At 71.2% G+C, this 25,652-nt stretch carries 25 protein-coding genes; 11 read left to right on the top strand and 14 right to left on the bottom strand.

Going from position 1 to position 25,652, the window contains the following annotated elements:
• Window positions 1–116 precede the first annotated feature (116 nt).
• The 3 genes from AAFN86_RS27685 to AAFN86_RS27675 all read left to right on the top strand — a co-directional run bounded on the left by AAFN86_RS27685 (window position 117) and on the right by AAFN86_RS27675 (window position 2,019).
• Complete coding sequence (locus AAFN86_RS27685; RefSeq protein ID WP_347546857.1) at window positions 117–683, top strand: papain-like cysteine protease family protein; 567 nt, start codon at window positions 117–119, stop codon at window positions 681–683.
• Between the two features lie 168 nt (window positions 684–851).
• Complete coding sequence (locus tag AAFN86_RS27680; protein WP_347546856.1) at window positions 852–1,106, top strand: hypothetical protein; 255 nt, start codon at window positions 852–854, stop codon at window positions 1,104–1,106.
• Between the two features lie 10 nt (window positions 1,107–1,116).
• Window positions 1,117–2,019, top strand: coding sequence for a DUF692 family multinuclear iron-containing protein (locus AAFN86_RS27675; protein ID WP_347546855.1), 903 nt, complete (start codon window positions 1,117–1,119; stop codon window positions 2,017–2,019).
• Between the two features lie 404 nt (window positions 2,020–2,423).
• Here the strand turns inward: AAFN86_RS27675 and AAFN86_RS27670 are convergent, their stop codons facing one another.
• From AAFN86_RS27670 to AAFN86_RS27645, 6 genes are read right to left on the bottom strand one after another with little or no spacing between them, the layout of a single operon-like run.
• A complete protein-coding gene (locus AAFN86_RS27670) occupies window positions 2,424–3,305 on the bottom strand; it encodes a polyphosphate kinase 2 family protein (protein WP_347546854.1) in 882 nt (293 codons plus the stop codon).
• Window positions 3,302–4,540, bottom strand: coding sequence for an MFS transporter (locus tag AAFN86_RS27665; protein ID WP_347546853.1), 1,239 nt, complete (start codon window positions 4,538–4,540; stop codon window positions 3,302–3,304). The genes AAFN86_RS27670 and AAFN86_RS27665 overlap by 4 nt, the downstream gene beginning before the upstream one ends.
• The gene (locus AAFN86_RS27660; RefSeq protein WP_347546852.1) at window positions 4,540–5,409 is read right to left on the bottom strand and encodes an endonuclease/exonuclease/phosphatase family protein; all 870 of its coding nucleotides are present in this window, start codon (window positions 5,407–5,409) and stop codon (window positions 4,540–4,542) included. The genes AAFN86_RS27665 and AAFN86_RS27660 overlap by 1 nt, the downstream gene beginning before the upstream one ends.
• A gap of 8 nt (window positions 5,410–5,417) precedes the next feature.
• Window positions 5,418–7,424 (bottom strand): DNA/RNA helicase domain-containing protein, encoded by a 2,007-nt coding sequence (locus AAFN86_RS27655; protein WP_347546851.1) that lies wholly within the window; start codon window positions 7,422–7,424, stop codon window positions 5,418–5,420.
• Window positions 7,421–8,299: a DMT family transporter gene (locus AAFN86_RS27650; protein ID WP_347546850.1), complete on the bottom strand. Its 879-nt coding sequence runs from the start codon at window positions 8,297–8,299 to the stop codon at window positions 7,421–7,423. Before AAFN86_RS27650 ends, AAFN86_RS27655 begins: the two co-directional genes overlap by 4 nt.
• Window positions 8,300–8,345: 46 nt before the next feature.
• Window positions 8,346–9,509, bottom strand: a complete 1,164-nt coding sequence (locus AAFN86_RS27645) for a GNAT family N-acetyltransferase (protein ID WP_347546849.1) — start codon at window positions 9,507–9,509, stop codon at window positions 8,346–8,348.
• 83 nt (window positions 9,510–9,592) lie between these two features.
• Here AAFN86_RS27645 and AAFN86_RS27640 point away from each other — a divergent pair, with 83 nt between their 5' ends.
• Complete coding sequence (locus tag AAFN86_RS27640) at window positions 9,593–10,522, top strand: glycosyltransferase 61 family protein (protein ID WP_347546848.1); 930 nt, start codon at window positions 9,593–9,595, stop codon at window positions 10,520–10,522.
• 41 nt (window positions 10,523–10,563) lie between these two features.
• On the opposite strand, the gene AAFN86_RS27635 is transcribed toward AAFN86_RS27640, so the two are convergent.
• From AAFN86_RS27635 to AAFN86_RS27625, 3 genes are all read right to left on the bottom strand, one after another.
• Window positions 10,564–10,812 (bottom strand): hypothetical protein, encoded by a 249-nt coding sequence (locus tag AAFN86_RS27635; protein ID WP_347546847.1) that lies wholly within the window; start codon window positions 10,810–10,812, stop codon window positions 10,564–10,566.
• A 608-nt stretch (window positions 10,813–11,420) separates the two neighbouring features.
• A complete protein-coding gene (locus AAFN86_RS27630) occupies window positions 11,421–11,885 on the bottom strand; it encodes a RidA family protein (protein ID WP_347546846.1) in 465 nt (154 codons plus the stop codon).
• A 35-nt stretch (window positions 11,886–11,920) separates the two neighbouring features.
• A complete protein-coding gene (locus tag AAFN86_RS27625; RefSeq protein WP_347546845.1) occupies window positions 11,921–13,423 on the bottom strand; it encodes a hypothetical protein in 1,503 nt (500 codons plus the stop codon).
• Between the two features lie 157 nt (window positions 13,424–13,580).
• Between AAFN86_RS27625 and AAFN86_RS27620 the strand changes: the two genes are divergently transcribed.
• The 4 genes from AAFN86_RS27620 to AAFN86_RS27605 are packed head-to-tail and all read left to right on the top strand — an operon-like array spanning window position 13,581 to window position 15,062.
• A complete protein-coding gene (locus AAFN86_RS27620; protein WP_347546844.1) occupies window positions 13,581–13,940 on the top strand; it encodes an NADH-ubiquinone oxidoreductase subunit NDUFA12 family protein in 360 nt (119 codons plus the stop codon).
• A 20-nt stretch (window positions 13,941–13,960) separates the two neighbouring features.
• Window positions 13,961–14,482 carry an outer membrane lipid asymmetry maintenance protein MlaD gene (gene mlaD, locus AAFN86_RS27615; RefSeq protein WP_347546843.1) on the top strand — a complete coding sequence of 174 codons (522 nt, stop codon included), beginning with the start codon at window positions 13,961–13,963 and terminating at the stop codon, window positions 14,480–14,482.
• Window positions 14,479–14,697 (top strand): hypothetical protein, encoded by a 219-nt coding sequence (locus AAFN86_RS27610; protein WP_347546842.1) that lies wholly within the window; start codon window positions 14,479–14,481, stop codon window positions 14,695–14,697. The genes mlaD and AAFN86_RS27610 overlap by 4 nt, the downstream gene beginning before the upstream one ends.
• The gene (locus AAFN86_RS27605; protein ID WP_347546841.1) at window positions 14,694–15,062 is read left to right on the top strand and encodes a DUF2155 domain-containing protein; all 369 of its coding nucleotides are present in this window, start codon (window positions 14,694–14,696) and stop codon (window positions 15,060–15,062) included. The genes AAFN86_RS27610 and AAFN86_RS27605 overlap by 4 nt, the downstream gene beginning before the upstream one ends.
• A gap of 129 nt (window positions 15,063–15,191) precedes the next feature.
• On the opposite strand, the gene AAFN86_RS27600 is transcribed toward AAFN86_RS27605, so the two are convergent.
• The gene (locus tag AAFN86_RS27600) at window positions 15,192–17,297 is read right to left on the bottom strand and encodes an NAD(P)/FAD-dependent oxidoreductase (protein ID WP_347546840.1); all 2,106 of its coding nucleotides are present in this window, start codon (window positions 17,295–17,297) and stop codon (window positions 15,192–15,194) included.
• Between the two features lie 66 nt (window positions 17,298–17,363).
• On the opposite strand from AAFN86_RS27600, the gene AAFN86_RS27595 reads away from it, so the two are divergent.
• The gene (locus AAFN86_RS27595) at window positions 17,364–17,912 is read left to right on the top strand and encodes a TetR/AcrR family transcriptional regulator (RefSeq protein WP_347546839.1); all 549 of its coding nucleotides are present in this window, start codon (window positions 17,364–17,366) and stop codon (window positions 17,910–17,912) included.
• A gap of 242 nt (window positions 17,913–18,154) precedes the next feature.
• Here AAFN86_RS27595 and AAFN86_RS27590 read toward each other — a convergent pair whose 3' ends face one another.
• Window positions 18,155–19,543 (bottom strand): mechanosensitive ion channel family protein, encoded by a 1,389-nt coding sequence (locus AAFN86_RS27590; RefSeq protein WP_347546838.1) that lies wholly within the window; start codon window positions 19,541–19,543, stop codon window positions 18,155–18,157.
• Between the two features lie 313 nt (window positions 19,544–19,856).
• On the opposite strand from AAFN86_RS27590, the gene AAFN86_RS27585 reads away from it, so the two are divergent.
• On the top strand, window positions 19,857–20,042 hold the full coding sequence (locus AAFN86_RS27585; protein ID WP_347546837.1) for a hypothetical protein: 186 nt from the start codon (window positions 19,857–19,859) through the stop codon (window positions 20,040–20,042).
• 74 nt (window positions 20,043–20,116) lie between these two features.
• On the top strand, window positions 20,117–20,899 hold the full coding sequence (locus AAFN86_RS27580) for a DUF6065 family protein (RefSeq protein WP_347546836.1): 783 nt from the start codon (window positions 20,117–20,119) through the stop codon (window positions 20,897–20,899).
• Between the two features lie 288 nt (window positions 20,900–21,187).
• Here AAFN86_RS27580 and ftsH read toward each other — a convergent pair whose 3' ends face one another.
• The 3 genes from ftsH to AAFN86_RS27565 form a co-directional block, all read right to left on the bottom strand.
• On the bottom strand, window positions 21,188–23,113 hold the full coding sequence (gene ftsH / locus AAFN86_RS27575; protein WP_347546835.1) for an ATP-dependent zinc metalloprotease FtsH: 1,926 nt from the start codon (window positions 23,111–23,113) through the stop codon (window positions 21,188–21,190).
• A complete protein-coding gene (tilS, locus tag AAFN86_RS27570; RefSeq protein WP_347546834.1) occupies window positions 23,110–24,417 on the bottom strand; it encodes a tRNA lysidine(34) synthetase TilS in 1,308 nt (435 codons plus the stop codon). Before tilS ends, ftsH begins: the two co-directional genes overlap by 4 nt.
• A 321-nt stretch (window positions 24,418–24,738) precedes the next feature.
• Entirely contained in the window at window positions 24,739–25,629 is an 891-nt protein-coding gene (locus AAFN86_RS27565; protein ID WP_347546833.1) for a hypothetical protein, read from the bottom strand.
• Between the last annotated feature and the right edge of the window lie 23 nt (window positions 25,630–25,652).

Genomic DNA, 25,652 nt, shown 5'->3' with positions numbered 1-25,652 from the left:
CCTGTGGTTCGGCGCTCCGGCCCGACACGCCGCGCCGATAGCAGGTTGGAAACGCTGCATAGCGCCCCCTGATCGCTGCCGCCCATGGTCGCTCCGGACCATGCCAGGAGCACGCGATGAACCGCCGCCTTCTGTTCGCCACCGCTGCGGCCGGCCTGATGCCGGCATCCGTCCGCGCCAAGCCCGGCATGCCACCGCCCATCGACCTCGGCATCGCGAACATCGCGCAGCAGACCCCGCTTTGGTGCTGGGCTGCGGTGGCCGAGCAGATCATCACCTGGCGGCGTGGCGACTCCCCACCGCAATGCGCCCTGGTGGCCGCGGCCTTCGGCGCGTCGGCCCAGCGCTGCTGCGGCGACGCCCGCGCTTGCGTGACGACCGGGGGCCTGCAGCAGATCCAGGCGCTGCTCGCACGGTTCGGCGGCGCGGCCTCGCTGATCGCATCGCCGGTCGATCCGATCGCGCTGTACCGGATGCTGGCGGATGAACGGCCGGTGATCCTCGCCGTGCGCATGACGCCGTATAGCGGCCATGTCGTGCTGCTGCGCGGCATGGCCTGGATGCCCACGCCGGCTGGGCCTGCACCGCTGCTGACGATCAACGACCCGCTGGGCCATTTCACGCAACCGGTGCCGTTCTTCCACCTGCTTCCCTACTGGCAGGCGGCGATCGTGCTGACCTGACGGCGCAGCGTGAACCACCCGCAAAACGTGCATGATGGAGACTACACTCTCTCATTTTTCGTGATCAGGGTTTTCTTATCAACTGTACGGAATATCACTTCGGCAGCAACACAACCGGCCTAGCGTTCCTCGTGCCGACAAAAGTCGGCTCATCCGAGAGGAACCCCCATGTCCGAGCTTGCCCGCATGGCCAAGATGCGTATCCAGCGCGACCCTGAATTCGCCTCGGCCACGATTTCCGTCGCCGTCCCGCGCGACATCGGCGACCGCGAATTCGCCATCCTCCACAAGCCGATCATCGAACGCATCCGCGACATCACTGGCTGCCCGTGCCTGTCCGGCCGCGTGAAGGTGGTGCTGGAGGACCTGTTCAACGAGGTGATCCAGATCGACCTGAAATCCGGCGCCCAGATCGGACGCTGAGCGCCTCGCCATGCGCCGCCGCCCCCTGGTCGGACTGCTCCACAACCCCGCGGTGCCGGCCATCGTCGCGGCGGCGCCGTCTCTGGTGGATTGCCTGGAGGTGATCCCCGACCGCCTCTGGCACGACCTCGGCACGGGAGCCGGGCAAGGCCGCTTCATCCTGGCGGAGGAGCCGATCGCGCTGCTGCGCCGCACGCTGGGCGACAGGCCGCTATCCGGGCACGGGCTCGGCCTGTCGCTGCCATCGGACCTGCCGGTCGACGAGGCGATGCTCGACCAGGTCGCCAAACTGGCGCGGCGCCTCGGCTTCGCCTGGTACAGCGAGCACCTGTCCGTCTTCCTCACCCCGCGCGGGTCCGTGCCGGGCGCGCAGGCCGGGCTTGGCCTGCCGGTTGCCTGCGGGGCGGAGTTGATGACGGTGCTCGCCCCCAAACTTGCACGGCTGCGCGATGCGATCGGCGCCGCGCCGCTGGCGATGGAAAACGCCGCGAACTTCGCCGAGGTGCCGGAGGCGGAGGAAAGCGAGCCCGCCTTCTTCACGCGACTGCACGCGCAGGGGCACTGCGACACGCTGCTCGACCTGCACAACCTCTACGTCACCGAACGGAATGGCGGCACGCCGGCCGAGACCTGGCTCGCCGCGCTCGACCCGGCGGCGGTCACCGAGATCCACCTCGCCGGCGGTGACGAGATGGGCGGCTTCTACAGCGACAGCCATTGCGGCCGCACGCCCGATCCGGTGTGGGACCTGGCGGTGCGCTGGGCGCCGCGCTTCCCGCGCCTGCGCGCCATCATCTTCGAGTTCCACGAGACCTGGTTCCCCGAGATCGGGCTGCCGGGCCTGATCGCCGAACTGGAACGCATGCAGGGCCTCGCCGATTCCTGCGTGCGGGAGGTGGCCCGTGCTGGCTGAATTCCAGCAGGCGATGGCCGACCTCGTCGCCTCCGCCACGCGGGTGCGGGCGGCCCGCGGCGACCCCGGGGCGTGGCTCGCCGGCTATGACCTGACCGAGGTGGAGCGCCGACGGCTGACCGGCTTCCTGGCGCAGCCGGGCCTGGCACTGGGCTGCATGGTCTATCGCGCCAACCGGCTGGCGCCGGTGGCGATGCATCTGACGGATCTGTGCCGCGCCATCGGCCCCGGGCTGCGCGACGTGATGGATGCCTTCTGGGCCGCACATCCACACAGCGAGCCGAATCCGCTGGTGGAATGCGCGCGCTTCTGCGACTTCATCGACGGCCGGCCCGGCATACCGCGCGACGCGCTGACGCAGGCCCGGGCGACGATCGCCGAGGCCCTCGCCGCCAGCGGCGCGGTCAGACCAGGGCCTTGCGCGCCACCGCCAGCGCCGCCTGCTCCGCCTTGGTCACCCGAGGATAGTGCAGGTCCAGATCTTCCAGCGCCTGCACGATCGCCGCCACCACGACCAGGCGGGTGAACCACTTGTTGTCGGCCGGCACGACGTACCACGGTGCCAGCTTCGTCGCCGTGCCGCGGATCGCCGCCTCATAGGCCGCCATATACGCGTCCCAATGCGCGCGTTCCGCCACGTCGTTAGCGGAGAACTTCCAGTTCTTCTCCGGCTCCTCGATGCGCGACAGGAAGCGCTTCTTCTGTTCCGCCTTGCTGACGTTGAGGAAGAACTTCAGCACCACCGTGCCCTGCCGCGCGAGATACCGCTCATAGGCCGCGATATCCTCCAGCCGCTCCGCCCAGATGTCCTTGCCGACACGGCGCGGCGGCAGCTTCTGGCCGGTGAGGTATTCGGGATGCACGCGCACCACCAGCACTTCCTCATACCAGCTGCGATTGTGGATGCCGATGCGGCCGCGTTCGGGCAGCGCGGTGGAATGGCGCCACAGGAAGTCGTGGTCGAGTTCCATCGCATTCGGCGCCTTGTAGGAATGCACCTGGCAGCCCTGCGGATTGACGCCCGAGAAGACGTGCTTGATCGCGCCATCCTTGCCCGCCGCGTCCATCGCCTGGAACATGCACAGCACCGACCAGCGATCCTGCGCATAGAGCTTGTCCTGCAGTTCGGCGAGGCGCTCGACACCCTGCTTCAGCAACTCCGCAGCATGGTCCTTCTCGAGGTCGAGGCCGGCGGTATCCGCCGGATCGACGTCCTTCAGCCGGAACCCCTTGCCCGAGGTGACGCGGAACTGGTCCAGGATCTTGTCGACGCGCTTGCTGATCATCCGGCTTTCCCCCTTGGTGCCGCCACGATCCACAGCGCGGCCAGTGCCTGCAACAGGAACGTCACCGACAGCGCCACGGCGTAGCCCGCCGGGTCCCATCCGCCGCCCGGCTGGCGCGGCCACAGGTCGAGGATCGCCCCGATCCCGGTCTGCAGCGCGAAGACCAGCACGAGCATGGAGAAGTTGATCGCCGTGGCGACACGCCCCTGCAGTTCCGGCGGGAACCCCTGCCCCATCGCGGCATAGCCCATCACGCCGACCGACCCGCAGAAGGAAAACAGGAACCACGTCACCGCGACCGGCCAGAAGCCGGACGGCGTGGCCGCGACCAGCACCGCCTGCGCCGCCAGCACGCCGGCGATACCGATATAGGGCACGAACATCGGCGAGAAGCCGCGCCCCTGCGCGAAGGACGCCGCCTGGCCGGTCGCCAGGGACCCGGTCACGAGGCCCATGGCGTAGATCAGCAGCGCGACCGAGCGCGGCCCATCCGCCAGCCCGCCGACATCGCGCAGCCACGGCCCCGCCCACAGCCCCTGGTAGGTGAAGTTCAGCGCCGAAAGCACCATCACCGCCGGAAGGAAGCGCAGGAAGGCGCGATCGCGGAAGATGCGGCCGAATTCGCCCATCTCATGCACCAGCGAACGGCGCTGCGGCACCACCGCGCCGGGCGGGCGGTCCGGCACTGCGATGCGGATCCACACCGAAGCGGCCACCGCCAGCACTGCCAGCAGCACGAAGATGCCGCGCCAGCCGAGCAGTGGCAGCGCCCACTGTACCGGCACCGTCGCCGACATCCCGCCCATACCGGCCAGGAACAGCCCCGCCCCGGTCACCGCCGCGACGCGGTGCTTCGGATACCATTGCGTGTTCGCCTTCAGCATCGCCATCAGCCCCGCCGCGAGACCGAAGCCGCAGATGATGCGCCCGATCGCCAGGGCCCAGACATCGGGCGCCGCCGCACTGACCAGGAAGCCAACCGCCGAGACCAGGGCCAGCGTGCTCTGCACCTTGCGCGGCCCGTGCAGGTCCAGCGCCACGCCGATCGGCAGTTGCGCCACCGCATAGGCGCCAAAGAAGCAGGCGGCGAGCAGGCCAAGCTCGGCTGCCGACAGGCCGAACTCGATGGCCAGCAGCGGGCCGATCGTCGCCACCAGCGCGCGGTTGCCCTGGTTGAGGAAGTTGATTGCCGCGAGCGGCAGGGTGATGCGGGCGAAGCCCGGCGTCGAGGCCATCAGCGCGGATCGACCCGCACGCTGACCGGGCAGTGGTCGGAGATGCGATCGCGAATGGCGGCGTCGCGTTCGGCATAGACCAGCACACGGAAACTGTCGCGCACCAGCCAGTCGCGGGCGGCACCGCCAAGCAGGATATGGTCGATGAAAGGCCGCGCGCCGCCGCCGCTGGCCGTGCAGGGGTTGGAGAAGCCCTGCGTCGCCCGCGTCAGCGGCGCGGCTTCGGACAGCACGGCGATGAATTCGTCGTTGCGTTCCATCCGCCGGTTGAAGTCGCCAAGGATGGCGAAGGCAACGCCCTCGGCCCGGCGCGCCGCAATCCAGTCGCGCAGGATCTCCGCCTGGCGGCCAAGATTCTGGCAGTCGCGCGAATTCGGCTGGCGGATGGGATCCCAGGCGCAGCCGCCATCCAGATGCACCGACAGCAGCCGGATCGGTGGTGCATCCCCATCCCGCACAGTGATGTCGGCGCCGCGGCGCAGCGAGAACCGTGCATTGGGCGCGAGGTCGAGCGCCATCAGATCCGGGTTGCGCACAACGTTCAATCCGCGCCGCCAGGCGAAGCCGGCGCGCTGCGTGTCGGTCTCGGCGGGGAAGTGGAAGTCGTAGCGCGTGGCATCGAAGACGCGGGCGGCGGCGAGCGGGCCGTCCACTTCCTGCAAGGCCACGACATCGGCGGCCAGGCGGTCGGCATAGGCGCGCAGGCGCGCGAATTCCTCATTCGAGCGCGGCCGGACGGATCGTGGCAGGTCGGGATGCCCGGCCGGCTTGGTGGTCAGCCAGGCGATGTTCCATGTAGCGATCTTCAATTCATCCGCCGCGACGGGCAGGGCGAGCAGGGTCAGCAGGGCGATCAGCAATGGGCGCATGGCGATCTTCATAGCAGCGTCGGCGCCACTGCGCGCGCGGGGGCCGCCGGTGCGGCCTCCAGCGGTCGGGCGCCGCAGTCGAGAAGGAAATCGACGATCGCGTCCATCTCGGCGGCATCGCGCGTGGCGTCGTGGAAGGGGTTGCCGGCGGCGCTGCCGCGCGGCACCCAGATGATGGTCTCGTAGCGCGCCCGCGTCAGCAGCACGCGATAGGTGTTGAGGATGAAGCGGCGTTCCTCGGCGCTGCGGACGTGGAACCAGCGGTCGCCGGCGAAGCGGCGCGGGCGCCAGCCATCGGCCGCACGCACCAGGTCGCCGCCCCAGGCGAGGCCCACGACATCCAGTTCCAGACCCTGGCAGTCATATTCGGTGGCGAATGTCTCCAGCGCTTCCGAGGAGCGGATGTCGGGCCAGCGATTGAGGAACCAGTCGGCCACCTCGGGCACCTGCACGCCGAGGCCATCCGCCCTGAGGCGCCGGGCGCCGGCGGCGGCCACCAGGCCGGCGCGCCGCAGGCCGCGGCCGAAGTTGCGCAGCCCGGCCCGCAGCGCGCCGAGGTCGCGCGTCAGCAGGAAGGGAACACCGCCGGCCTCCGCGGAGATCGCGGCGGCTTCGGCTGCCTCGCCACGCAGCACGGCATCCACCCAGGGGCTGCCGGCAACCTCGCGCACACTGCGCATTGGCACCGTCAGGTCCAGATCGGGATCGAAGGTGAGCCAGGGCCGCGCGCCGTCAGCGAGGCGCTGGGCCGGGTCCGCCGCGCTGGTCACGCGCGGTGCCGCGACGGCACGCCAGCGCGGATCGGCTGCGATGACACGACCCCATTCGGCGAGACCCGCCTCCCCCGTATTGATTTCCTGCCCGCCACCGATCAGCGCGACGATCACCGACCAGCCATCGTGCCGGCCCATGATCTGCAGCGCATGGCCGGGCTCGCTCATGGTCAGGCGGCTGACCCGGCGCTGGGTGTCGCGCGTCGCCTGCGCGGCATCCCAGGCGCGCTGAGCCTCATCGAAGACGATGACGCGCGCTTCGGGGATGTGGTCGGCATGGATGACGTATTGCTCCAGGAAGCGATGCACGTTCTGCAATGCCGTCTGTGCCTGGCGACGTGCGGCCTGCAATGTCCGGCCACCGGACGGCGCGGCATCGCGCGCCAGCGCTTCCCGCAGCACGGTGACCAAAGGGACGTTGCCGGACAGGAAGGCCGCACCATGCGATCGCAGCGCACCGAACACCACGTTCAGCCCGCACAGCGTCTTGCCCGCGCCGGGAATACCCGTGACGAAGACGACCAGATGCGCGCGTTCCGCCTGTGCCCGCCCGATGACGCGCGCGATGGCGGCGGCGGTGCGCGTCAGGTTCGGCGCGTCGGCGCGCGCGGCCGCGATCTCGGCGACCGAGTTGCGGCGATAGAGCAGCGTCGCCGCTTCCAGCACGGTCGGCACGGGACGATAGGCAGCGCATTCCCAATCGGCCGCGACCAGCGGCCTGTCGGGCGTTCCAATCCCGGCCTGCACGGACCCGATCAAGGCGCCGAGCTGCGCGCCGTTGCCGCACAGCACCGGCGTCACGCCGTGCCAGATCAAGGGCGGATCGAACCGCGCCGGTGCGGCATCGGTGGCGACCAGCACCGGCACTACAGGATGCGCGCGGCTGCCGGCATGGAAATCATGCAAATCGAGCGCGTAGTCCTCCGCCTGCCGCAGATCCGCTGCCGCGAAGGCGCGGGCGCCGTGCTTGAATTCCAGCACCAGGATGGCGCGGTCGGTGACGATCACCACATCCGCGCGCTTCTCCAGCCGTAGCAGGTCGCATTCGAACAGGACGCGCCAGGACGGATCGGCCTCGCGCAGGGCGGCGTGCAGCAGCACGGCCTCGGCTTCCCAGGCATGGCGCTGCGCCAGTTCCAAGGTCGCGTGGCGCGCCGCCTGCGCATAGGCGAGCCGCGCGGCGACATCGCGCGCCGACAGCGCGGTGAATTCCGCAAGGGAGAGCGACAGCCAGGCCTTCACCGCGTGTTGCCCCGTCGCGGCCAGGTCGCCACCGCCACGCTGCCCATCATCAGCGCGAAACCCACCCCATGCGTCACCGTGAAAGCCTCGCCAAGCAGGCTCACCGCCACCAGCGCCGCGGTCGCCGGCAGGAATCCCGTGAAGATCCCGGCCATCCCCGCCGGCACGCGCCGGAGCCCGGCATACCAGAACAAGACACTCAGCACGCTCGCGGTCAGCGCGTGGAAGACCAGCAGCGCCGCCAGCGATGGCGAGGTCAGCGCCATCGCCCCGCCGATCCCGGGCAGCGCGAAAGGTGCAAGCGCCAGTGCCGAGAATGCCTGCATCCACAGTGTCGCGGTGATCACCGGTACCCGCCCGGCGATGCGCCGCGCCAGCAGCACATAGGCGGCCTCCCCCAGCACCGCGCCGAAGACCAGCAGGTTGCCCAGCACCGACCCGCCCTGCCCGGACGCCGCGCGCGCCAGGGTCAGCGCGGCCATCCCGCTCGCCGCCAGTGCGACGGCCGCCCATTGGCGGCGCGGCAGCACCTCCCGCAACAGCAGGGCACCGCCGATCGCGACCACCGCCGGCAGCGTCGCGAGCACCAGCCCGCCTTCCAGCGCCGTGGTCAGCCGCAGCCCAGTCAGCAGGCTGGCATTGTAGATCGCCGTGCCGAACACCGCCTGCAGCGCAAGGTTGCCCAGGACCATCGGCGCAACGCGCACCGGCCCATCCAGCCGCCGGGCGAGCGGCAACAGCACGGCCGTGGCGAGCACGCAGCGCAGGAAGATGATCAGCACGATCGGCAGCGCCTCGGCCAGCAGCTTGGCGACGACGACATTGGCGCCGGTCAGCACCATGGACAGGGCGAGTTGCAGGTAAGCGAGGCGCACGGGCGGCAGCGTATCGCGCGTCGCGCATGCCGCCTAACCGGCGCTTCTACGCGTCGCCCGCCTGCCGGAAGGGGGAAAGCGTCGCCAGCATCTCCATCTCCCGCAGCATCGCCGGGCGTTCACGAGCAAGGAAATCGGCCACCGCATCCGACAACCCGCGATGCGCAATCCAATGCGCGGAATAGGTCGGCACCGGCAGGTAGCCCCGCTGGATCTTGTGCTCGCCCTGCGCGCCCGCCTCGACCCGGCCAATGCCCTGCGCGATCGCGAAGTCCATCGCCATGTAGTAGCAGAGTTCGAAATGCAGGAAGGGCACGTCCACCGTGGCCCCCCAGTTGCGGCCATAGATCGCGTCGCGGCCCACCAGGTTCAGCGCGCCGGCCACCGGCACGCCGTCGCGCTCGGCCACCATCAGCACAACCGCATCGCCCAGCCGGTCACCGAGCATCGGCCAGAAGCGCTTGGTCAGATAGGCGCTGCGCCCCCACTTCTTGTCCGTGGTGCTGCGATAGAAGCGGTTGAAGGCGTCCCAGTGGCGCTCGGTGATCTCCGCGCCACGCAGGCAGCGCAGCACGAGACCGCTCGCCTGCACGTCGCGGCGTTCCCGCTTCAGCACCTTGCGCTTGCGCGAGGCCAGCCCGCCCAGGAAGTCGTCGAAGCAACCATAGCCCGGGTTGGTCCAATGGAACTGGGTGCCGAGGCGTTGCAGCCAGCCGGCCTCGCCCAGCGCCGTCCATTCATCGGCGGTGCAGAAGGTGGCGTGGACCGAGGACGCCCCGACCGCCTGGCACCCCTGCACCAGCGCCTGGGCCAGCGCGCCCGGCGGCACCTCGGCGCCGGGGCGGATCAGCAGGCGCGGCCCTGGCACCGGGGAAAACGGCACGCAGACCTGCAGCTTCGGATAATACCGACCGCCGGCGCGTTCCATCGCATCGGCCCAGGAATGGTCGAAGACGTATTCGCCCTGGGAATGGGATTTGGCATAGCAGGGCGCGCAGGCGAGGAGCGTGCCGGCCTCGTCGCGCAGGGCGGCGTGCTGGGGCAGCCAGCCACGTTCGGGCACAGCGCTGCCACTGTCCTCCAATGCCGAGAGGAAGGCATGGCTGACGAAGGGGTTGTCTGCCCCGGCGCAGGCATCCCAGTCAGCCGCGCGGATCTCCGCGATGCGCCGATGCAGGGTGAGCGAAAGCGGGGCGGGTCCATCGGCCATCCCCTGCAATGTCGCGCAGCCACGCCTCGGCGCAAGGACCCCCCGGCTTGACGCATCGGTACCGGGCGCGGTCAGTCTGCCTCATGCCGCCACCGCCGCTCGCCCCGCTGGGCCAGGACACGCATCGTGCCGTGGCGCTGCAGCCGATCCGGCGCGCGGCGGACGGCACCTATCGCCTTGGCGCCGCAGGGCCGGACGGACAGTTCCTGGACGCTTTCGCGCATCGCTGGTGCCGCCCTGACACCGCGGGCCCGCCGCCCGGCGCCAGGCTGCGCGGACCGACCGCCTATGGCGGCGTCGCGATGAACCATTTCGGCCATTTCCTGCTCGAAGCGCTGTCGCGCCTGTGGTTTCTGCAGCGACACCCGGAACTGCCCGTGGTCTGGCACTGGATCGACCTGCCGGTTCCCCACGCCACCTGGCCGGGCTGGATCGGGCAGCTGCTGCGGCTGGTCGGGCTCGGCGGGCATCGGCATGTGATCCTGCGCCAGCCGGCACTGGCCGAGGAGATCGTCGTCGCCGAGTCTGGCTTCCGGACGATGCAATGGCTGCATCCGGACCAGGCGGCAGCGCTGAGCAGGCTGGACGGCCCAGCCGATGCGCCCGGCGGCCGGATCTGGCTGTCGCGCGCGCATCTGCCGCCCACCTTCGGGCGGATCGAGGGCGAAGCGGCGGTCGAGGACCTGCTCACCCGCCGTGGCTGGACTGTGCTGCGGCCGGAGATGCTGCCTGTGATGCAGCAGGCTGGCCTGTTCGCCGCGGCCGACGTGGTGTCGGGTTTTGCCGGATCGGCCTTCCACGCGGTGCTGTTGCAGGCGTCGCCGCGTGCCTGCCTGCGCCCCGTGATTCGACCGGCGGTGCAGATGCGCGACTACGGGATCATTGCCGCCACGCGCACCCTGAACCAGGTGCCGATCGATGCCGCGCTGACGGCGCTCGATTCACGGGGCAGCTGGACCAGCTACCGGATCGGCGATCCCGCCGACCTCGCGGCCAGGATCGACGCCCCATGAGGCCTGCCGCCCTCCCCCAAGGGCGGCAGGCCCGCCCCCCGTCAGATATCGTTCGCCTTGTAGATGCTGATCACGCCGAGCAGCATCGTCAGGGCGCCGCAAGCGGACATGAAGATGGCCACCGTCTCCGGCTCCACCGCCGGCAGCCCAGCCGGCAGGGCGACCATGCGCGCAGTCGCGCCGAAGCCGATGAAGGCGCCGCCCGCGGCAGCACCAAGACCGATCATCAATGCAACCACACCGAGTGCCATGGCCCAGCGGCCTTCCGGCGACAGGCCATGGTTCTGCACCAGTGAGTGGCTTCGAGCGTCACGAAACCCGATATCCGACATATGCAGTCCCCCTTTCGCAATCTCGGGTATATATCACCATATCGTGAGGATGGTTGGCAATCCATAAACGAGAATTTCGTTTCGGGCGTTGCAACTCGATCACATGCGAACCAGCACCCGCCGCAACCTCGGCCAAAGCCAAGGAGTTAGGGCGGGGCGTTCAAATCCGAGACTTGTATGAATAAAGACGATACTCGCGCTGACGCGCGGCTTCTGTGACGAACGGGGCTGTCGGCGGCAGCGCTATCCGCGCCGCGCGATACGCTTCAGGCCTGGCGCGCAATCCCCGATTCAGGTTGGCCGCCGGAGACGTTTCCGTTCGCACCGTCTCAGGCCCATTGTCTTCGCGAGCATCTTCGCCCGATCGGATGGGATCACCTGATCGGGCTCGGCTTAAAGCGTGATGGCCGTGGGTGCGAATGCACCGGAAGTCTGAATCACGAGATCAAACAACGGCACGAAACAGGAAGCGTGAGCGAGAGCGAGCGGATCCTGCTCCAAGTGCCGTCGGTGCGGGCATGGCCGCGCCGCGAACAGCGCCGGATGGCGCTGCCCGAGTCGGGTCGTCAGGCGAGTTCGAACATCCCCTCGACCTCGACCGCCGCATCCGCCGGCAGGGACGGCACGCCGATCGTCGTGCGCGCATGGCGCCCGGCATCGCCGAACACCTCCACCGCCAGGTCGGAGGCACCGTTCATCACGGCCGCATGCTGGGTGAAGGCCGCCGGCGAGGCGATGAAGCCGCCCAGCCGCAGCACGCGCTTCACCCGGTCCAGGTCGCCGGTCGCCGCCTTCACCTGCGCCATCAGGTTGATGAAGCACAGCCGCGCCGCCGCCTTGCCGTCCTCGAGGCTCACCTCGGCGCTGACCTTCCCGGCATAGGCAACCGCGCCGTCGCGCAGCGGGATCTGGCCCGAGACGACCAGCAGCGCCCCCGCAATGGTGAAGGGCACGTAATTGGCGATCGGCACCGCCGGGGTGGGCAGGGTGATGCCAAGCTCCGCGAGGCGCTGTTCGATACGTCCGGCCATGGGGTCTCTCGTCCTTCGTGTCGTGCAGAATGCAATCAGGCGGCGTGGCGCATGACGCGGCCGCGGCGCGGCGCGGGCTGCGCCGGCAGGTCCAGCGGCAGCAGCGGCGGCTGCGACAGCAGAAGGGGCGGCGGCACCTCCTCCTCGGCCGGGTCGGGCAGGTCGGCGCGGCCGAGATACTCCAACGCCAGGCGCCGGAACGCCCAGTCGAGCACCGAAGTGGCGCGCTGGATCGCCGCATCGCCCTCGACCTCGCCACCGGTGCCGGGTGCGTAGGCATAGGCATCGACGAAGGCATCCAGCGGCACGCCATGGCCGAGACCGAGCGAGACCGCCTGCGCCACCGCTTCGAGCAGGGCGCGGGTCGCCACGCCCTCGCGCGGCAGGCTGAAGGCGACCTCGCGCAGCTGGCCGCGCGAATCCTCGGCGGCGCGCAGCGCGACGCGGGCGCCGCCGATGGCAACGCGCCAAGTCCGCGCGGCCGGGCCGGACACCGCCCGCGGGGCGGACCGGCGCGGTGCCTGCGGCGCGGCCGGGATGGCCGGTGCGGCCGGCGGCGCGGCATCGAGGAAGGGCAGCACGGCGGCCTCCATCGCCGCTCGCGCGCCGGGCGGCGGCGGGGCGAGCAGCGCGGCCGCCACATCGCCGGCGCGCAGCGCCGCGCGGGTCGGATGCAGCACCAGGCGGCCCTCGGCATCGCGGGCCGGGCGTACGGCACCGGAAGCAGGAGCCATGCCGGCCGTCTCGGCGCCGAGCAGCGCTTCCACCGCATCCGCCGGGGCCAGGGCGACGCAGCCATCATGGCGCAGGCCGGGCGCGGCGGCAGCGGCATCGAGCGCGGCGCGCGCCGCCTCGGCGAGGCCGGGCACGGCGGTTTCGGCCGGCGGTTCCGGCCAGATCAGCGCAACCGGGTGCAAGGCGCCGTGGCGTTCCGCGAGGCGTCCGGACTGCATTTCGGCGGCGCCACGGGTCAGGGCGGCGATGGCGGCTGCCACCGCCTGCGCCTCCGCCTCGCCATACGGCAGGCGGAAGGCGGCGAGCAGCCCGGCGAGGTCAGCGAAACCGACGCGCAGCCGCGGCGCGCGACCATGGCCAAGGATGTCCAGCACCCGCACCGCCAAGCCGACCGCCGCCGCGTAACCGGCCGCATCGAAGCCGCCGCCGGCATCGAGGAAGGCCGGCAGGTTGAGCACGAAGCGCGCTTCCTCCTTGCGATCACGCCAGACCTCGAGGCCGGGCGCGCCGCGACGGGCCAGCAGCAGGGCGCGCAGCGCGGCGGCCAGGTCGTCCGCCTCCTCCGGACTGTCGAGCAGGCCGAGGCGACGCCCGCGCGTGGTGACGCGGCGGATCCAGCCCTCGGCGAGCGTCGGGAAGACGACGGGGCCGGAGCCGGGGGCGAGGGCCGCCAGCGCCTCGGCGGCGCCGTCATCCCAGGATGCGGGGAGAGCGATGGGGCGCGGCGCGGCGTCGGGGTCGGCGCCGCAGCGCTCCCGCCGAAGGGCCACACCATCCCACAGAGTGCCGATCATGCCTGCCATGGGGTCATGCTATGCCCGGTCGGCGCGGGGCGGAAGCCGCATCTTGTGCCCAAAAGCGCATGGACCCCCAATATCCTGTGGATAGCCTGATCTTTGCGCCGGGCCGCGCGCTGTGGCATCAGGGGGGCTTCCGGGATTCCGCCAAAGGGCGCGCCGCATGGCCATGTTCGACCAGTTGTTCATTCGCCTGACCAGCCGTCGCATCGGCCGGGACAGCGTCGGCAACACTTATTGGGAAGCGCGGTCGCGCCGCGACACCTATGGCCGCCCGATGCGCCGCATCACCTATGCCGGCGCGCCGGACCCGACCACCGTGCCGCCGGAATGGTGGGGCTGGATCCACCACACCACCGCCGCCCCGCTGAACCAGGATGCGCCGCGCAAGCCCTGGCAGAAGGACCACCGTCCGAACATGACCGGCACGCCCGATGCGTGGCGTCCGCCCGGTCACGATGCCGCCGGCGGCCAGCGTCCCGCCACCGCCGGTGACTATGAGGCCTGGACGCCGGGGCGCTGAGCCCCGACATCTGACCCGACATGCAGAAGCGCAGCCTTGCCGAGATCCTCACCGGCGCCGTGGTGCTGGCCGTGGCCATCGCCTTCCTTGCCTATGCCATCACCGGCAGCGGGCGGGCGTTGACGACCAGCGGCCTGTCACTGACCGCGCGGTTCGACCGCATCGATGGCCTCGCCCCCGGTGCCGATATCCGCATCGCCGGGGTCAAGGTCGGCCAGGTGGTCGGCCAGCGGATCGATCCGTCGACCTTCCTTGCCGTGCTGACGCTGCGCGTCGATGCGACGCTGCGGTTGCCTTCGGACACCTCGGCCGAGATCCAGAGCGAGGGGCTGCTTGGTGGCAAATACATCGCCCTGGTGCCCGGCGGGTCGGACCGCTTCCTCCGCGATGGCGGCGAGATCACCATCACCCAGAGCGCGGTCAGCCTGGAAAGCCTGCTCGGCCGTTTCATCTTCAGCGTGACGGAGATGAACCAGGGCCGCGGCGGCGACCAGCCGGCCCAGCCCGCGCCAACTCCGCCTGCCCCGTCTGCCCCGCGATGACCGCGACCGCCCCCACCCAGTGGCCGGGCGCCGACGGCCAGCCGCTATCCTGCCGCGAGAAGCTCAAGATGCTCGCCGAGAACCATGCGGAAGCCCGTCAGGCGCTGCAGGACGTCTTCGAGGACGCGGTCCTGATGGGCGTGGACGAGGCCGCGATGCGCCGCATCCTGGCGGACCTGGTGGCCGGGCTCGACAGTCCGAAGCGTCGCGCATGAGGTGGGCCGCGATGCTTGGCGCCTGCGCCGTCGCGCTGTTCGCGCTGCCGGCCGCGGCGCAGGAATGGGTGCCGATGCGCAGCGCGCGGCTGCAGGCGCTCGACAAGGTGACGGCACGCGTCACCATCCTGGAGGCACGGGTCGGCGGCTCGGTGACGTTCGGCTCGTTGACCATCAACCTGCGCGCCTGCCAGGGCCGCGCGCCGGAGGAAGTCCCGGACGCGGCTGCCTGGATGGACATTACCGACAGCCGTGCCGCAGCCGGCAGCCCACCGGCCTTCCGCGGCTGGATGTTCGCCAATGCGCCGGGCGTGCACATGCTGGAACACCCGGTCTACGACATTCGCGTGCTGGAGTGCCGCTAGAGCAGGATCCGTTCGCTTTCGCTCACGCCTCCTGCTCCATGCCTTTGCTTGATCGTGTGATTCACGCCTTCGGCGATTCCACCTGCGGTGATCACGATTTGGCGGACCGTAGACCACGGCCCGCAGGCGTCACGCCGCCAGGCGTGGCCGCGCCACCTCACCCAGCAGACCCGGCAGCAGCGCTTCCGCCGCCAGCGCGCCGGAAATGACGACCGCCTCCACCCCTGCGCCATGGGTCGCCGCCCCGGCCAGGACCAGGCCGGGCAATGGCTGCTTCGTCGGCAACGTGCGACTGGTGCCGTAGATCGATCCGCCCGCCGTCCAGGCATAGCGCGCATAGGTGACCGGGGAAGCATCCGCGCGACACAGGATGCGCGCGGCGAGGTCCGGGATCACTTCCGCCGCGCGGGCGATGAGGTCTTCGGCCAGCGCCACCTTGCGGGCGCGATAGGCAGGCGTGCGGCGCCAGGCTTCAAGCGCGGTGGGATCGTCGGTGCCGGGAGGCATCCAGGACGCCGCTTCGTCCTGCGGCAGCAGGGCGAGCAGTTCCAGCGTCGCATGGCCGGCCGGGGCGCAGCCTGGGTCCACCACCGAGGGTGCGACCATGGCGATGTCACCCAGTCGCGTCCGGGCATGCAGGACGGGCGGCATGTCGAGCGTGCCGGCGATGCCGAGATGCACCGCGACCGCCGAACAGGCCGGCCGCGCCTCGGCCAGCGCCGGCGCCAGGGCGCCGGTCGGCAGCAGGTGGCGCCCCGCCAGGATCGGGTCGCCGTTCAGCACCACCGCGGAGGCAGGGGCGGCGCGCAATTCACCGGACCGATCCCGCAGCAGCAGGCCGCTGGCGCGGCCGTCTGCCACCGCGATGCGCGCGACCGGCTGGCGCAGATGCACCTCGCCGCCACGGGTGCGGATGGCGCCGACCAGCGCCTCGGCGAAGCGACCGGAACCGCCGACCGGATAGACGCCGCCATGCAAGGCGTAGCCGAAGATCGGCACCATCTGGCGCACCGTCAGGGTCGCCGGGTCCTCGGTGAGGTAGCCGGACAGCGCGGTCACCGCCGCCTTGGCCGCCGCATCCTTCATGTGGCGATCGAGGAAGGCGGCCCAGGGCCGCGCCATCCATTCGGCCGCCAGCGGGTGGGCGCGCGAGAAGGCCAGCATCGCCGCGGGCGTCGGCGGCGTGCCCGGGATGCCGCCGCGGCCCTGCCCGGTCGAGAACATCGCCTCGTAGATCGCGCGGATCTCGGCGAACAGCGCGGCGAGGCCGGCGGCGTCCTGCGGATGGCGGGCGGCCAGGGCCGCCATGTGGGCACCGTAGTCGCGCGGCACGTCGAACACCGCGCCATGATCCCAGTAGCGATGGTCGAGGCGGCGCATCTCCACTGCATCGGCGATTCCCAGCCGCTCGAACACCGAGCGCACAGGCCCGCCGGGCTGCCAGCCGGAGATGTCATGCACGCCGGAATCGAAGCGGAACAGCCGCGGCTGGCCGGTGACGGGATCAACGCCGCGCGCGCGCCGCGGCCAGCTATGGGCGAAGCCGCCCGGCAGGTCGTGCTGGTCATGGACGCTGACGCGGATGCCGGCATCGGCCAGCAGCGCGGCGGCGGTCAGCCCACCCAGCCCGGCGCCGACGATGCGCACCGGGTCGGCGGCCGGCCGGCGCAGGGCGGGGGCCGGCCAGCGAGCCTCCTCACCCTGGATCATCGAATGCAGGCCGCGCCGGACCAGCAGGCGCGGGCCGAGGACCGAGGCAGCCGCACCCAGGGCAAGCGGCCCCCAGCGCAGCCAGCCCGGTGCGTCGAGCAGCCCGGCCAGCGCCAGCCAAGCGAAGATTCCGGCCCAGAGCGCCGACAGCAGCCGGTTGATCGCCAGGAACAGGGGCGTCGCGGTGGCCCCCTGGTGGTCGGCGGCCGAGATATCCGCCGTCCAGGGCCGGCCGATGGCCAGGCTGACCGCAGCACCCGCGGCCAGGAAGCCGAACAGCAGCACGAGGGCGTGGCGTTCCAGCGCCGGCACAGGGACCAGATGGCCGGCCAGGATCAGCGCAAGCGCCGGAATGACAGCCAGTTCGAAAGGGCGCCAGCTGCGGCGGCGCGTCAGCGAGGCTGCGCGGGCCAGGGCGATAGCAAGACCACCCGCCGCCCCTGCCTCTGCCCAACCGAGCAGGAGCCCGGCCAGATAGAACATCTTCGGCAGCAGCGGCAGGTGGGCGCGGAAATAAGCCTTCATGGCGGGGGAACTCCATGGACAGGGCGCCGTCTGCGCCGCATGTTGACGGCATAAACATCCAGCCTGGTGTTAACATTGTCAACATCGAATCGACCCTACCATCACGGTGACCTGCGCGCGGCGCTGCTCGATGCCGCCGACGCGCTGGTCGAGAAGGGCGGCGACGGCGCGCTCAGCCTGCGGGAGGCGGCGCGCGCCGCGGGCGTCTCGGCCACCGCCGCCTATCGCCATTTCGCCGACAAGGAGGCGTTGTTGGCCGCGCTCGCGGTGCGGCATTTCCGCGACTTCGGCGCAGCGCTCGCGGACGCCGGGGCGCAGGGTGGGCTGGGTGCGCGCGGCCGCGCCTATGTGCGCTTCGCCCTCGCGCGGCCGGGCCGCTTCCGACTGATGTTCGGCGGGCTGCTGGCACGGGCCGAAGCGCATCCCGAATTGCGCGCTGCCTCACGCGCGACCTTCGATGCGCTGAGCGGCGTCGCGGGGTCGGAGGACGGCGCGCTGCGCGCCTGGGCCTTCGTGCATGGCCTGACCCATCTGCTGCTGGATGGCGCGCTGCACGAGGCGGATACCGAGGCGCTGATCGCGCGGCTGGTGATAGACCCACCCGCGCGGGCCTGAGGCCGGCTTGGCGGAGGGCCATCCGCCACGGCCACCGCTTCGGCCGGCGGGGCGCACGCCTCGGGCCGCAAGCGTGCCGGTGCGCTGCGCCAAGGCCAGCCGCACCGATGTGCGGCGCCCACGATCCGCGGGACGAAACAACACGCCACGACCGCGCCCTGACCGCCAGTTGCCCCTGCAGCATCGGCGGATGGCGCGAAGGGACGGCCGGATGGCCGGCGCCTCAGGGACGCCACGCCCCCCTATCGGATCCCGAAGAACGACCGCAGCCGCGCAAGGATGTCCTCGCGCGTCGGCGCCGCGGGCGATGGCGCCGTCTGGCCGTCCGGCGCGACGCTGTTGCGGGCCTGGCGCGCCGCCATGATCGCCGTCAGCCCCTCGAGCAAGGCCGGCCGTGCGCGCAGCACCGGGTCGAGGTCCTCCTTGCGCAGCTCCAGCACCACCGCCTCGGTCAGCGCTATGATGGTCGCGCTGCGGGGCTGGCCGGTCAGCAGCGAGCCCTCCCCGAGCACGGCGCCCGGAAATAGCCGGTCCACGGCGACCTCGCTGCCGCCGGCACGGGGGATGCGCACCTCCAGCACGCCCTCGGCGAGCACGTAGAGCGAACTCCCAGCATCCCCGTATCGCACCACGGCGGCACCCTGCGGCAGCAGGGTCTCCGCCATGGTGGCGGCCAGCGCGCTGCGTTCCGCCGACGTGAAGGGGCGCAGCAACTCCATCCCGCCGAGCAGCGTGGCGCGGCGGGCTGCATCGTCATGGGCGGGCGGGCGGCGGCGCGCCAGGTCACGCGCCGGGCGCGCCGTCTCCAGCCCGGCGCGATGCAGGGCGCGCTGCGCCGACCCGGCCACGGCGTCGCGCCAGCGCTGCTCGGCGCCGTAGTCAGGCACATGAAAACGCACGGCATAGACGGCATTGCCCTGGCTGAGGTCGGTCAGGATGACGTCCGGGGCGAAGTCCGGCAGGTCCCGGCCGGCCTCCATCGCGGCGGTGAGCAGCAGGCGGCGGGCGCGTTCCGCGGGCACCGCGGCATCCACCGGCACGATCACAGCGGTGCGGAAGCGACCCTGCGCGCCCGACCCATAGACAGCGATGCGATGGGCCGCGATCAGGCTGTTCGGCACCACCAGCGCCACGCCATCGCGCGTGACCAGCCGCGTCGAGCGCCAGGAGATGCCAGTGACACGTCCGGCGCAGTTCTCCGTCGCCTCGATCCAGTCGCCGATGCCGTAGGGCGATTCCATGCCCAGCGCGATGCCGGAGAAGATGTCCCCCAGCGTGTTGCGTAGCGCGAAGCCGAGCACGGCGATCAGCACGGAGGAGGTGGCGATCAGCCCGGTCGCCGGCAATTCGAACACCAACTGCGAGGCCAGCACGCCAGCGGTGAGGAACAGCGCGCTGCCGATCAGGTCGCTCAGCAGTTTCGGGTAGCCCGCAAGCAGCAGCGCCGCGAGGCGCGCTGCCAGCCAGGCGGCCGCCAGCCAGAACCCGGTGCCCGCCGCCAGCCGCAGGCCGCCGGTGGCGCCATCGGGGGGCAGCACGGCGTGCAACAGAAGCGCCAGAAGCGTGGTGGCGGCAGGCATGACCAGCCGGCGGATCGGCAGGCGGTACAGCGGTTTGCTCCCTGGCGGCACGGGCATGTCCGGCCTGGCGATCGTAGCGGCTGCGCGGTGCCCGGCCCAGACCCGCGATAGGGGGAGTCAGTCAATAGGATTTTTCTCTTGACGATCTATGCTCGCCAGCGATATGACAGGCGAGCCAAGGGGCGAGGTGTGCCCGTCGCCCTCTCAATTCCTTGGTATCCTTCACATCATCACGCGTGACGGCCCGCCCCGGGCGCCTTCAAGGCGCAAGGGATTTGGGATGTTTGTCCTTGCCATCCGGCGGAGGTCTCCGCCCCATGCCGCCGCCGCCTCCATGGCCCAACCCCGACAAGGAGCCCCGACCATGACCAACACCCTGCCGCGCCTGCTCGCCCTTCCGCTGGACGATGCCGCCAACCCGCTGTCGCGGCCGGACGCCGGCGCGCTGCCCCGCCTCGGCGGCCTGTCGCCGCTGTTCCCGCCGGCGACCGTCGCCGATGCCGGCCAGTTGCGGATGGGCGGCCTGTCGCCGCTATTCGGCCACGGCTGAACCTGCCGGGCCCGCCCGGCGCGCGCGCCGGGCGGCGCATCTTCCTGGGGAACGAACACGAAGGACAACCCGGCATGACCGAGGATGCCACGCCGCTGATCCGCTTCTGGCAACTGACCGAAGGCGGCCGCCCGCCGCAGCGGGCCGACCGTTCGGCCGGCGGCACGCTGCCAACCCGCGCCTTCCGCTATTGCGAGGCCGCCACCACGGCCGCCGGCTTCGGCTGGCTGGTCTTCCCGCCGATCGATATGGCCGTGGTCTGGGACGGCAGCGAGATGCGCTGGACCTGGCAGGGCGCCGATGGCTGGTATCCGCTGTCGGTCGCGCAATTCCCCGGTCTGCGCGACCGCTTCGACGCCGCTGCTCCCGAGGCGTTGCGCGGCTGGTCGCCGCCACTGATCGGCGCGCTGCCCGAACCGGGGCTGCTGAACCTGTGGTCGGGCCTGTTCGCGCGCACCCGCCCCGGCTGGTCCCTGCTGGTCCGCCCGCCCGCCAACCTGCCTCGCGCGGCGGGCTACGAGGCCTTCGAAGGCGTCGTCGAGACAGACCGTTGGTTCGGCCCGCTTTTCGTCAATTTGCGCCTGACCCGGACCCATGCCCCGGTCGAATTCCGCACCGACACGCCCTTTCTGCAGGTCCAGCCCATTCCACGCGCCGCCTATGTCGCGGCCGCGCTGAACGACGCGCCGGTGGTCGCCGGGGTCACGGCGCTGGGGCCCGAGGAATGGGCGGATTACGACCGCAGCATCGTCGCACCGCGCCGCGGCGGCGGATGTCCGCTCGGCAGGGAGGCCGCAGAGGTGCGACGGCGGCGGCGTCAGGTGGATGCGAGCGAGGACCTGCAACCATCCCGCTGAGGCGACCTGGGCGCGCCCCAAGCGATGCATTGGAGACGTTGTCGCGGGGGGGCGCATCGCGACATGCCGTCAGGCGACTGCGCGGTTCGCCTTGACGACATCGGCCCTGGCGGGATTTCCCTCGGGACGATCAGGTTCCGCAGTGCCAGGCGCCCGGCCAGGGGCGCACCGACGAGGGCTCGGCACGGCCGCGCATCAGGCGAGCGATCGGTCCAACAGGGATCGCACGCCCACTCCCGTCTCCGCCAACGCGCAGGCGAGGAGGGCAGCGCCCCCTCGCCGCGGCGCTCAGGTTGCCGGCGCCGGTCCCGGGTTCAGCCCCGGCGGCCGCGGCGTCGTCGCCCGACCGGCCGACGGGACGGACCCGCGTCCCATGTTCACCGGCTCATCCGGCCGGTTGCGCACCACCGGCTCGCCGCGGATGACCAGCCGAATCTCGTCGCCCGACAGGGTTTCGAGTTCCAGCAGGCCCTTCGCCAGCAGATGCAGCTCGTCCATATGCTCGGACAGGATCGTCTTGGCGCGACCATAGGCGGTGTCGATGATCGAGCGGATCTCGCCGTCGATCTTCTGTGCGGTCGATTCCGACAGGTTCTTGGTCTGCGTTACGGAATGGCCGAGGAAGACTTCCTGGCTGTTGTCGCCATAGGCGATCATGCCGATGACATCGGACATGCCCCATTCGGTGACCATCATGCGCGCCTGGTTGGTCGCCATCTTGATGTCGCCCGAGGCGCCGTTGCTCACCTTGTCTGGCCCGAAGATCAGTTCCTCGGCAACGCGCCCGCCCATCGCCATGGCGAGTTCGGACTTCAGCTTGGACTTGTGCTTCGAGTAGCGGTCGCCGGCCGGCAGCGACATCACGAGGCCCAGCGCGCGACCGCGCGGAATGATCGTCGCCTTGTGGACCGGATCGCATTCCGGCTCGTGCATCGCCACCAGCGCGTGGCCCGCCTCGTGATAGGCCGTCATGCGCTTCTCATCGTCGGACATGACCAGGCTGCGGCGTTCCGCACCCATCATGACCTTGTCCTTGGCGGCCTCGAATTCCGCCATGCCGACGGTGCGCCGCCCGGTGCGCGCGGCGAGCAGCGCGCCCTCATTCACCAGGTTGGCGAGGTCCGCACCCGAGAAACCCGGCGTGCCGCGTGCGATCACCTTCGGATCGACGTCAGAGGCCAGCGGCACCTTGCGCATATGCACGCGCAGGATCTTCTCGCGCCCCATCACGTCGGGGTTCGGCACCACCACCTGGCGGTCGAAGCGGCCGGGGCGCAGCAGCGCCGGGTCCAGCACGTCCGGCCGGTTGGTGGCTGCGATGATGATGACGCCTTCGTTGGATTCGAAGCCGTCCATCTCCACCAGCATCTGGTTCAGCGTCTGCTCGCGTTCATCATTGCCGCCGCCCAGGCCGGCACCGCGATGGCGGCCGACGGCGTCGATTTCGTCGATGAAGATGATGCAGGGCGCGTTCTTCTTGCCCTGTTCGAACATGTCGCGCACGCGCGATGCGCCGACGCCCACGAACATCTCGACGAAATCCGAACCGGAAATCGTGAAGAAGGGCACGTTCGCTTCACCCGCGACGGAGCGCGCCAGCAGCGTCTTGCCGGTACCCGGCGGGCCGACCAGCAACACGCCCTTGGGGATCTTGCCGCCCAGGCGCTGGAACTTCTGCGGGTCGCGCAGGAAGTCCACGATCTCCTCGAGCTCGCCCTTGGCTTCCTCGATGCCCGCCACGTCGTCGAAGGTGACGCGGCCCTGCTTCTCCGTCAGCAGCTTGGCCTTGGACTTGCCGAAGCCCATGGCGCGGCCCCCGCCACCCTGCATCTGGCGCATGAAGAAGATCCACACGCCGATCAGAAGCAGCATCGGGAACCAGGACATCAGGTAGTGCAGCAGCGGGTTGACGTCCGAATCCTCGGGACGGGCGACGACGCGCACGTTCTTGTCCGTCAGCCGGGTGATCAGCGCGGGGTCCTCGGGCGTATAGGTCTGGAAGCTGCGCCCGTCGGTCAGCGTGCCCGACAGGGTGCGACCCTGGATCGCGACCTCCCGCACATGGCCGGCATTCACGTCGTTCAGGAAATCAGAATAGGCAACCTGCGTCGCACCCGGACGGGCGCTGCCCGAAGGCTGGAACAGGTTGAACAACGCCACCAGCAACAAGGCGACGATGACCCAGAGCGCAAGATTCCGGCCGAAATTGTTCACGTGCGGTTGTCCGTCTCCGTGCCGGTGGGAGTGCCCCCCCGGCCTTCGTCATTGAACATAGGGACGGGTTGACCGGGCTTGAATGGCCGACCCGAAATCTCGCCGCCCGTCGCCCCGGTCATGGCCGGAGCGAAGACGACCACGAAGGGCGCGCAGGCGCTGGGTGAAGGATAGTCCATGGCGGGCACGGCGGCCAGCGTGCCGTTCGGGTCGCGGATGGCCGGCAGGGCGCGCAGCACCGCGGCCGGCAGCCCGCACCGGTAGCGCAACGCCGCCGCCCCGTCCCCGAGGGCACCGAGCCGCCATCCTGCCCGCCCTGGCCCGACCAGCCGGAACCGCCCATCCCAGCTCGCGCCGGCATGCGCTTCCACCGGACCGCCAACGGCGCCGGGATCACGCGCCAGCAACCAGGTTCCGCCAGCGGCCGGGCGCAACCAGGCGCCGGCCAGGGTTCCGCCCCCGGCTGCCAGCAGCGCCGCCGCCGCCGATCGGGACGGCACGAAAGCCGCGCCGCCGATCAGCCCGGCGAGCCGGCCCAGCGCCTCGACCGCCACCGCATCGCGGCCCAGCGCGCCAGGGTGCAGCCGTGCAAAGCCTTCCGGCCGGATCTCGGCGGCCATCGCCAGCCGCGCGGCCAAGGCAGCGGTCGCCCGGCCCCGACGCGCCGCGAAGGTCGCCGCGGCTTCCGCCAGCGCGGCGATGCCCGGCCCCGTGCCGCCCGGATCGGCCAGCGCCTGGCGCAGCCGCACGCGGGCGAAGCGCGGGTCGTCGTTACTCGGGTCGCGGATCGGGGTGATGCCGGCCTCCGCCAGCACAGCCTCCAGCGCCGCCGGCGGCACCCCGAGCAGCGGCCGCAGCAGCAGCGCCGCGCCGGCATCGCGCACCGGCGCCATGGCGGCCAGCCCGGCCGGCCCGCTTCCGCGCAGCGCCCGGAAGAGCAGCGTTTCCGCCTGATCCCCGCGATGATGGCCCAGCAGCAGCCAGGGCCGACCGGCCGCCGCCGCCGCACCTGCCAGGGCCGCCAACCGCGCCCCGCGCGCGCGTTCCTGCATCGACGGCCCCGGCGCGAGCCCCAGTCGCAGCACCTGTGCGGCAATGCCTCGGCCGGCCAACAGCCCGGCCACATGCGCGGCCTCGGTGGCACTTTCGGCGCGGAGTCCGTGATCGGCGACCAGCGCCAGCACGTCACCACCACGCCGTCGCGCCCAGCGTTCGGCCAGCAGCGCCAGCGCCAGGCTGTGCGGACCGCCGGATACACCAATCGCCAGCCGCGGCGTCGGGCCGAAAGGCCCGAGCGGACGCATCAGCGCGGCGAAGTCGGCCTCGGAAAGCAGCGGACTATCTCCAGCGGAGCCGGATGGAGGGGCTCTGCCCCTCCAAACCACCCCGCCAGGGGGCTTCGGCCCCCTGGACCACGGGGACTTGGCGCCCGGCGCTGCGGTTCAGCCGTCGTGAAGCATCCCGGATGCGCCCGGCGTCAAGGACTATGCCCGCCGCCGTGCACCAGACGCCCGTATTGTCTTCGAAGTCCAGAGGCACCCGGCGCCAAGTGACGGTTTCCAAAGGCCTTAAGCCTTTGGTGGGGAGAGGTCCGGAGAGGGGCAAAGCCCTTCTCCGGCCCACCCTCACCGACACTGCGCCCGACGCCGGCTATCCGCCACCCGCTGCGCCAGCGCGCCCGAGATCTGCGTGTATTCCGACCGCAACTGATCCAGCGTGTCGCAGGCTTCGCGCCGCGCGTTGAATCCCTGGAACGAATTCGCGAGCCCCAACAAGGCCTCCGGCGCGCGCGACGATCGCCGGTTCACGTTGTAGGCGTCGTTGAAGGCGAGCGCCGCGTTCTGGAACTGCCGCCGTCCGAGCAGCGCTTCGCCCAGCAGCAGATTGGCGTCCTGCACGCGCGGGCCGGGGCGGCCCTGCAGCACCTCGCGCGCCGCGGCCTCAGCTACCGGATAATCCTGCCGGCCGAGCGCCGCCTGGCCGTCGGCGATGGCGCGTTCAGCGGTTCGCGGGCCGGCCTGCTGGGGCGGGGGTGGTGCCGCGGGCGCCTGGGGTTGCGGGGCCGGGGCCTGTGCGGCCGCCGGCCCCTGCGGAGGGCGGGTGGGGGCCGTCCGGCCACCCCCTTCAACCTGCTGGAGACGGAAATCCATGTCGCCGCGCAGCTTCTCGACATCCTCGGCAAGGCGCCGGTTGGCGTTCTCGGCGACGTCGAGCTGGCCGCGCATGCGGCGCACCTGCTCCTCAAGCTCGCCGACGCGGGCCAGCAGCTGCTGCGCCAGTTCCTGCGGCATCGCCGACCCGCCGCGCGATGGCGCCGGAATGGGTGCGGGCGCTCCGCCGCCGCCGCCGCCGCCGCGACGGATCGCATCGAGGTCGCGGCGCAACTCCAGGATCTGGTTCTGCAGCGCGATGCCTTCCCGGCTGTCCATCTGCGCGGCGGCCGGCCAAGGGGCCAACACAGGCGCGAGCAGTGGCAGGGCCAGCAGGGCGGCGCGAAGGGACAGGCGATGGGCCATGGCGCGGTGGTGGGCCCGGCTGG

This window comes from Roseomonas sp. CAU 1739 (assembly GCF_039839775.1).
Lineage (GTDB): Bacteria > Pseudomonadota > Alphaproteobacteria > Acetobacterales > Acetobacteraceae > Neoroseomonas.
This window is presented reverse-complemented; position numbering and strand designations above follow the sequence as displayed.

What these genes read in the sequence shown, in the direction of transcription:
- AAFN86_RS27670 (WP_347546854.1), bottom strand. Translation starts at nt 3,305, where the DNA reads ATGATCAGCAAGCGCGTCGACAAGATCCTGGACCAGTTCCGCGTCACC.
- AAFN86_RS27685 (WP_347546857.1), top strand. Translation starts at nt 117, where the DNA reads ATGAACCGCCGCCTTCTGTTCGCCACCGCTGCGGCCGGCCTGATGCCG.
- mlaD (WP_347546843.1), top strand. Translation starts at nt 13,961, where the DNA reads ATGCAGAAGCGCAGCCTTGCCGAGATCCTCACCGGCGCCGTGGTGCTG.
- tilS (WP_347546834.1), bottom strand. Translation starts at nt 24,417, where the DNA reads ATGCGTCCGCTCGGGCCTTTCGGCCCGACGCCGCGGCTGGCGATTGGT.
- AAFN86_RS27585 (WP_347546837.1), top strand. Translation starts at nt 19,857, where the DNA reads ATGACCAACACCCTGCCGCGCCTGCTCGCCCTTCCGCTGGACGATGCC.
- AAFN86_RS27645 (WP_347546849.1), bottom strand. Translation starts at nt 9,509, where the DNA reads ATGGCCGATGGACCCGCCCCGCTTTCGCTCACCCTGCATCGGCGCATC.
- AAFN86_RS27580 (WP_347546836.1), top strand. Translation starts at nt 20,117, where the DNA reads ATGACCGAGGATGCCACGCCGCTGATCCGCTTCTGGCAACTGACCGAA.
- AAFN86_RS27620 (WP_347546844.1), top strand. Translation starts at nt 13,581, where the DNA reads ATGGCCATGTTCGACCAGTTGTTCATTCGCCTGACCAGCCGTCGCATC.
- AAFN86_RS27640 (WP_347546848.1), top strand. Translation starts at nt 9,593, where the DNA reads ATGCCGCCACCGCCGCTCGCCCCGCTGGGCCAGGACACGCATCGTGCC.
- AAFN86_RS27680 (WP_347546856.1), top strand. Translation starts at nt 852, where the DNA reads ATGTCCGAGCTTGCCCGCATGGCCAAGATGCGTATCCAGCGCGACCCT.
- AAFN86_RS27605 (WP_347546841.1), top strand. Translation starts at nt 14,694, where the DNA reads ATGAGGTGGGCCGCGATGCTTGGCGCCTGCGCCGTCGCGCTGTTCGCG.
- AAFN86_RS27625 (WP_347546845.1), bottom strand. Translation starts at nt 13,423, where the DNA reads ATGGCAGGCATGATCGGCACTCTGTGGGATGGTGTGGCCCTTCGGCGG.
- AAFN86_RS27600 (WP_347546840.1), bottom strand. Translation starts at nt 17,297, where the DNA reads ATGAAGGCTTATTTCCGCGCCCACCTGCCGCTGCTGCCGAAGATGTTC.
- AAFN86_RS27610 (WP_347546842.1), top strand. Translation starts at nt 14,479, where the DNA reads ATGACCGCGACCGCCCCCACCCAGTGGCCGGGCGCCGACGGCCAGCCG.
- AAFN86_RS27665 (WP_347546853.1), bottom strand. Translation starts at nt 4,540, where the DNA reads ATGGCCTCGACGCCGGGCTTCGCCCGCATCACCCTGCCGCTCGCGGCA.
- AAFN86_RS27660 (WP_347546852.1), bottom strand. Translation starts at nt 5,409, where the DNA reads ATGCGCCCATTGCTGATCGCCCTGCTGACCCTGCTCGCCCTGCCCGTC.
- AAFN86_RS27630 (WP_347546846.1), bottom strand. Translation starts at nt 11,885, where the DNA reads ATGGCCGGACGTATCGAACAGCGCCTCGCGGAGCTTGGCATCACCCTG.
- AAFN86_RS27565 (WP_347546833.1), bottom strand. Translation starts at nt 25,629, where the DNA reads ATGGCCCATCGCCTGTCCCTTCGCGCCGCCCTGCTGGCCCTGCCACTG.
- AAFN86_RS27675 (WP_347546855.1), top strand. Translation starts at nt 1,117, where the DNA reads ATGCGCCGCCGCCCCCTGGTCGGACTGCTCCACAACCCCGCGGTGCCG.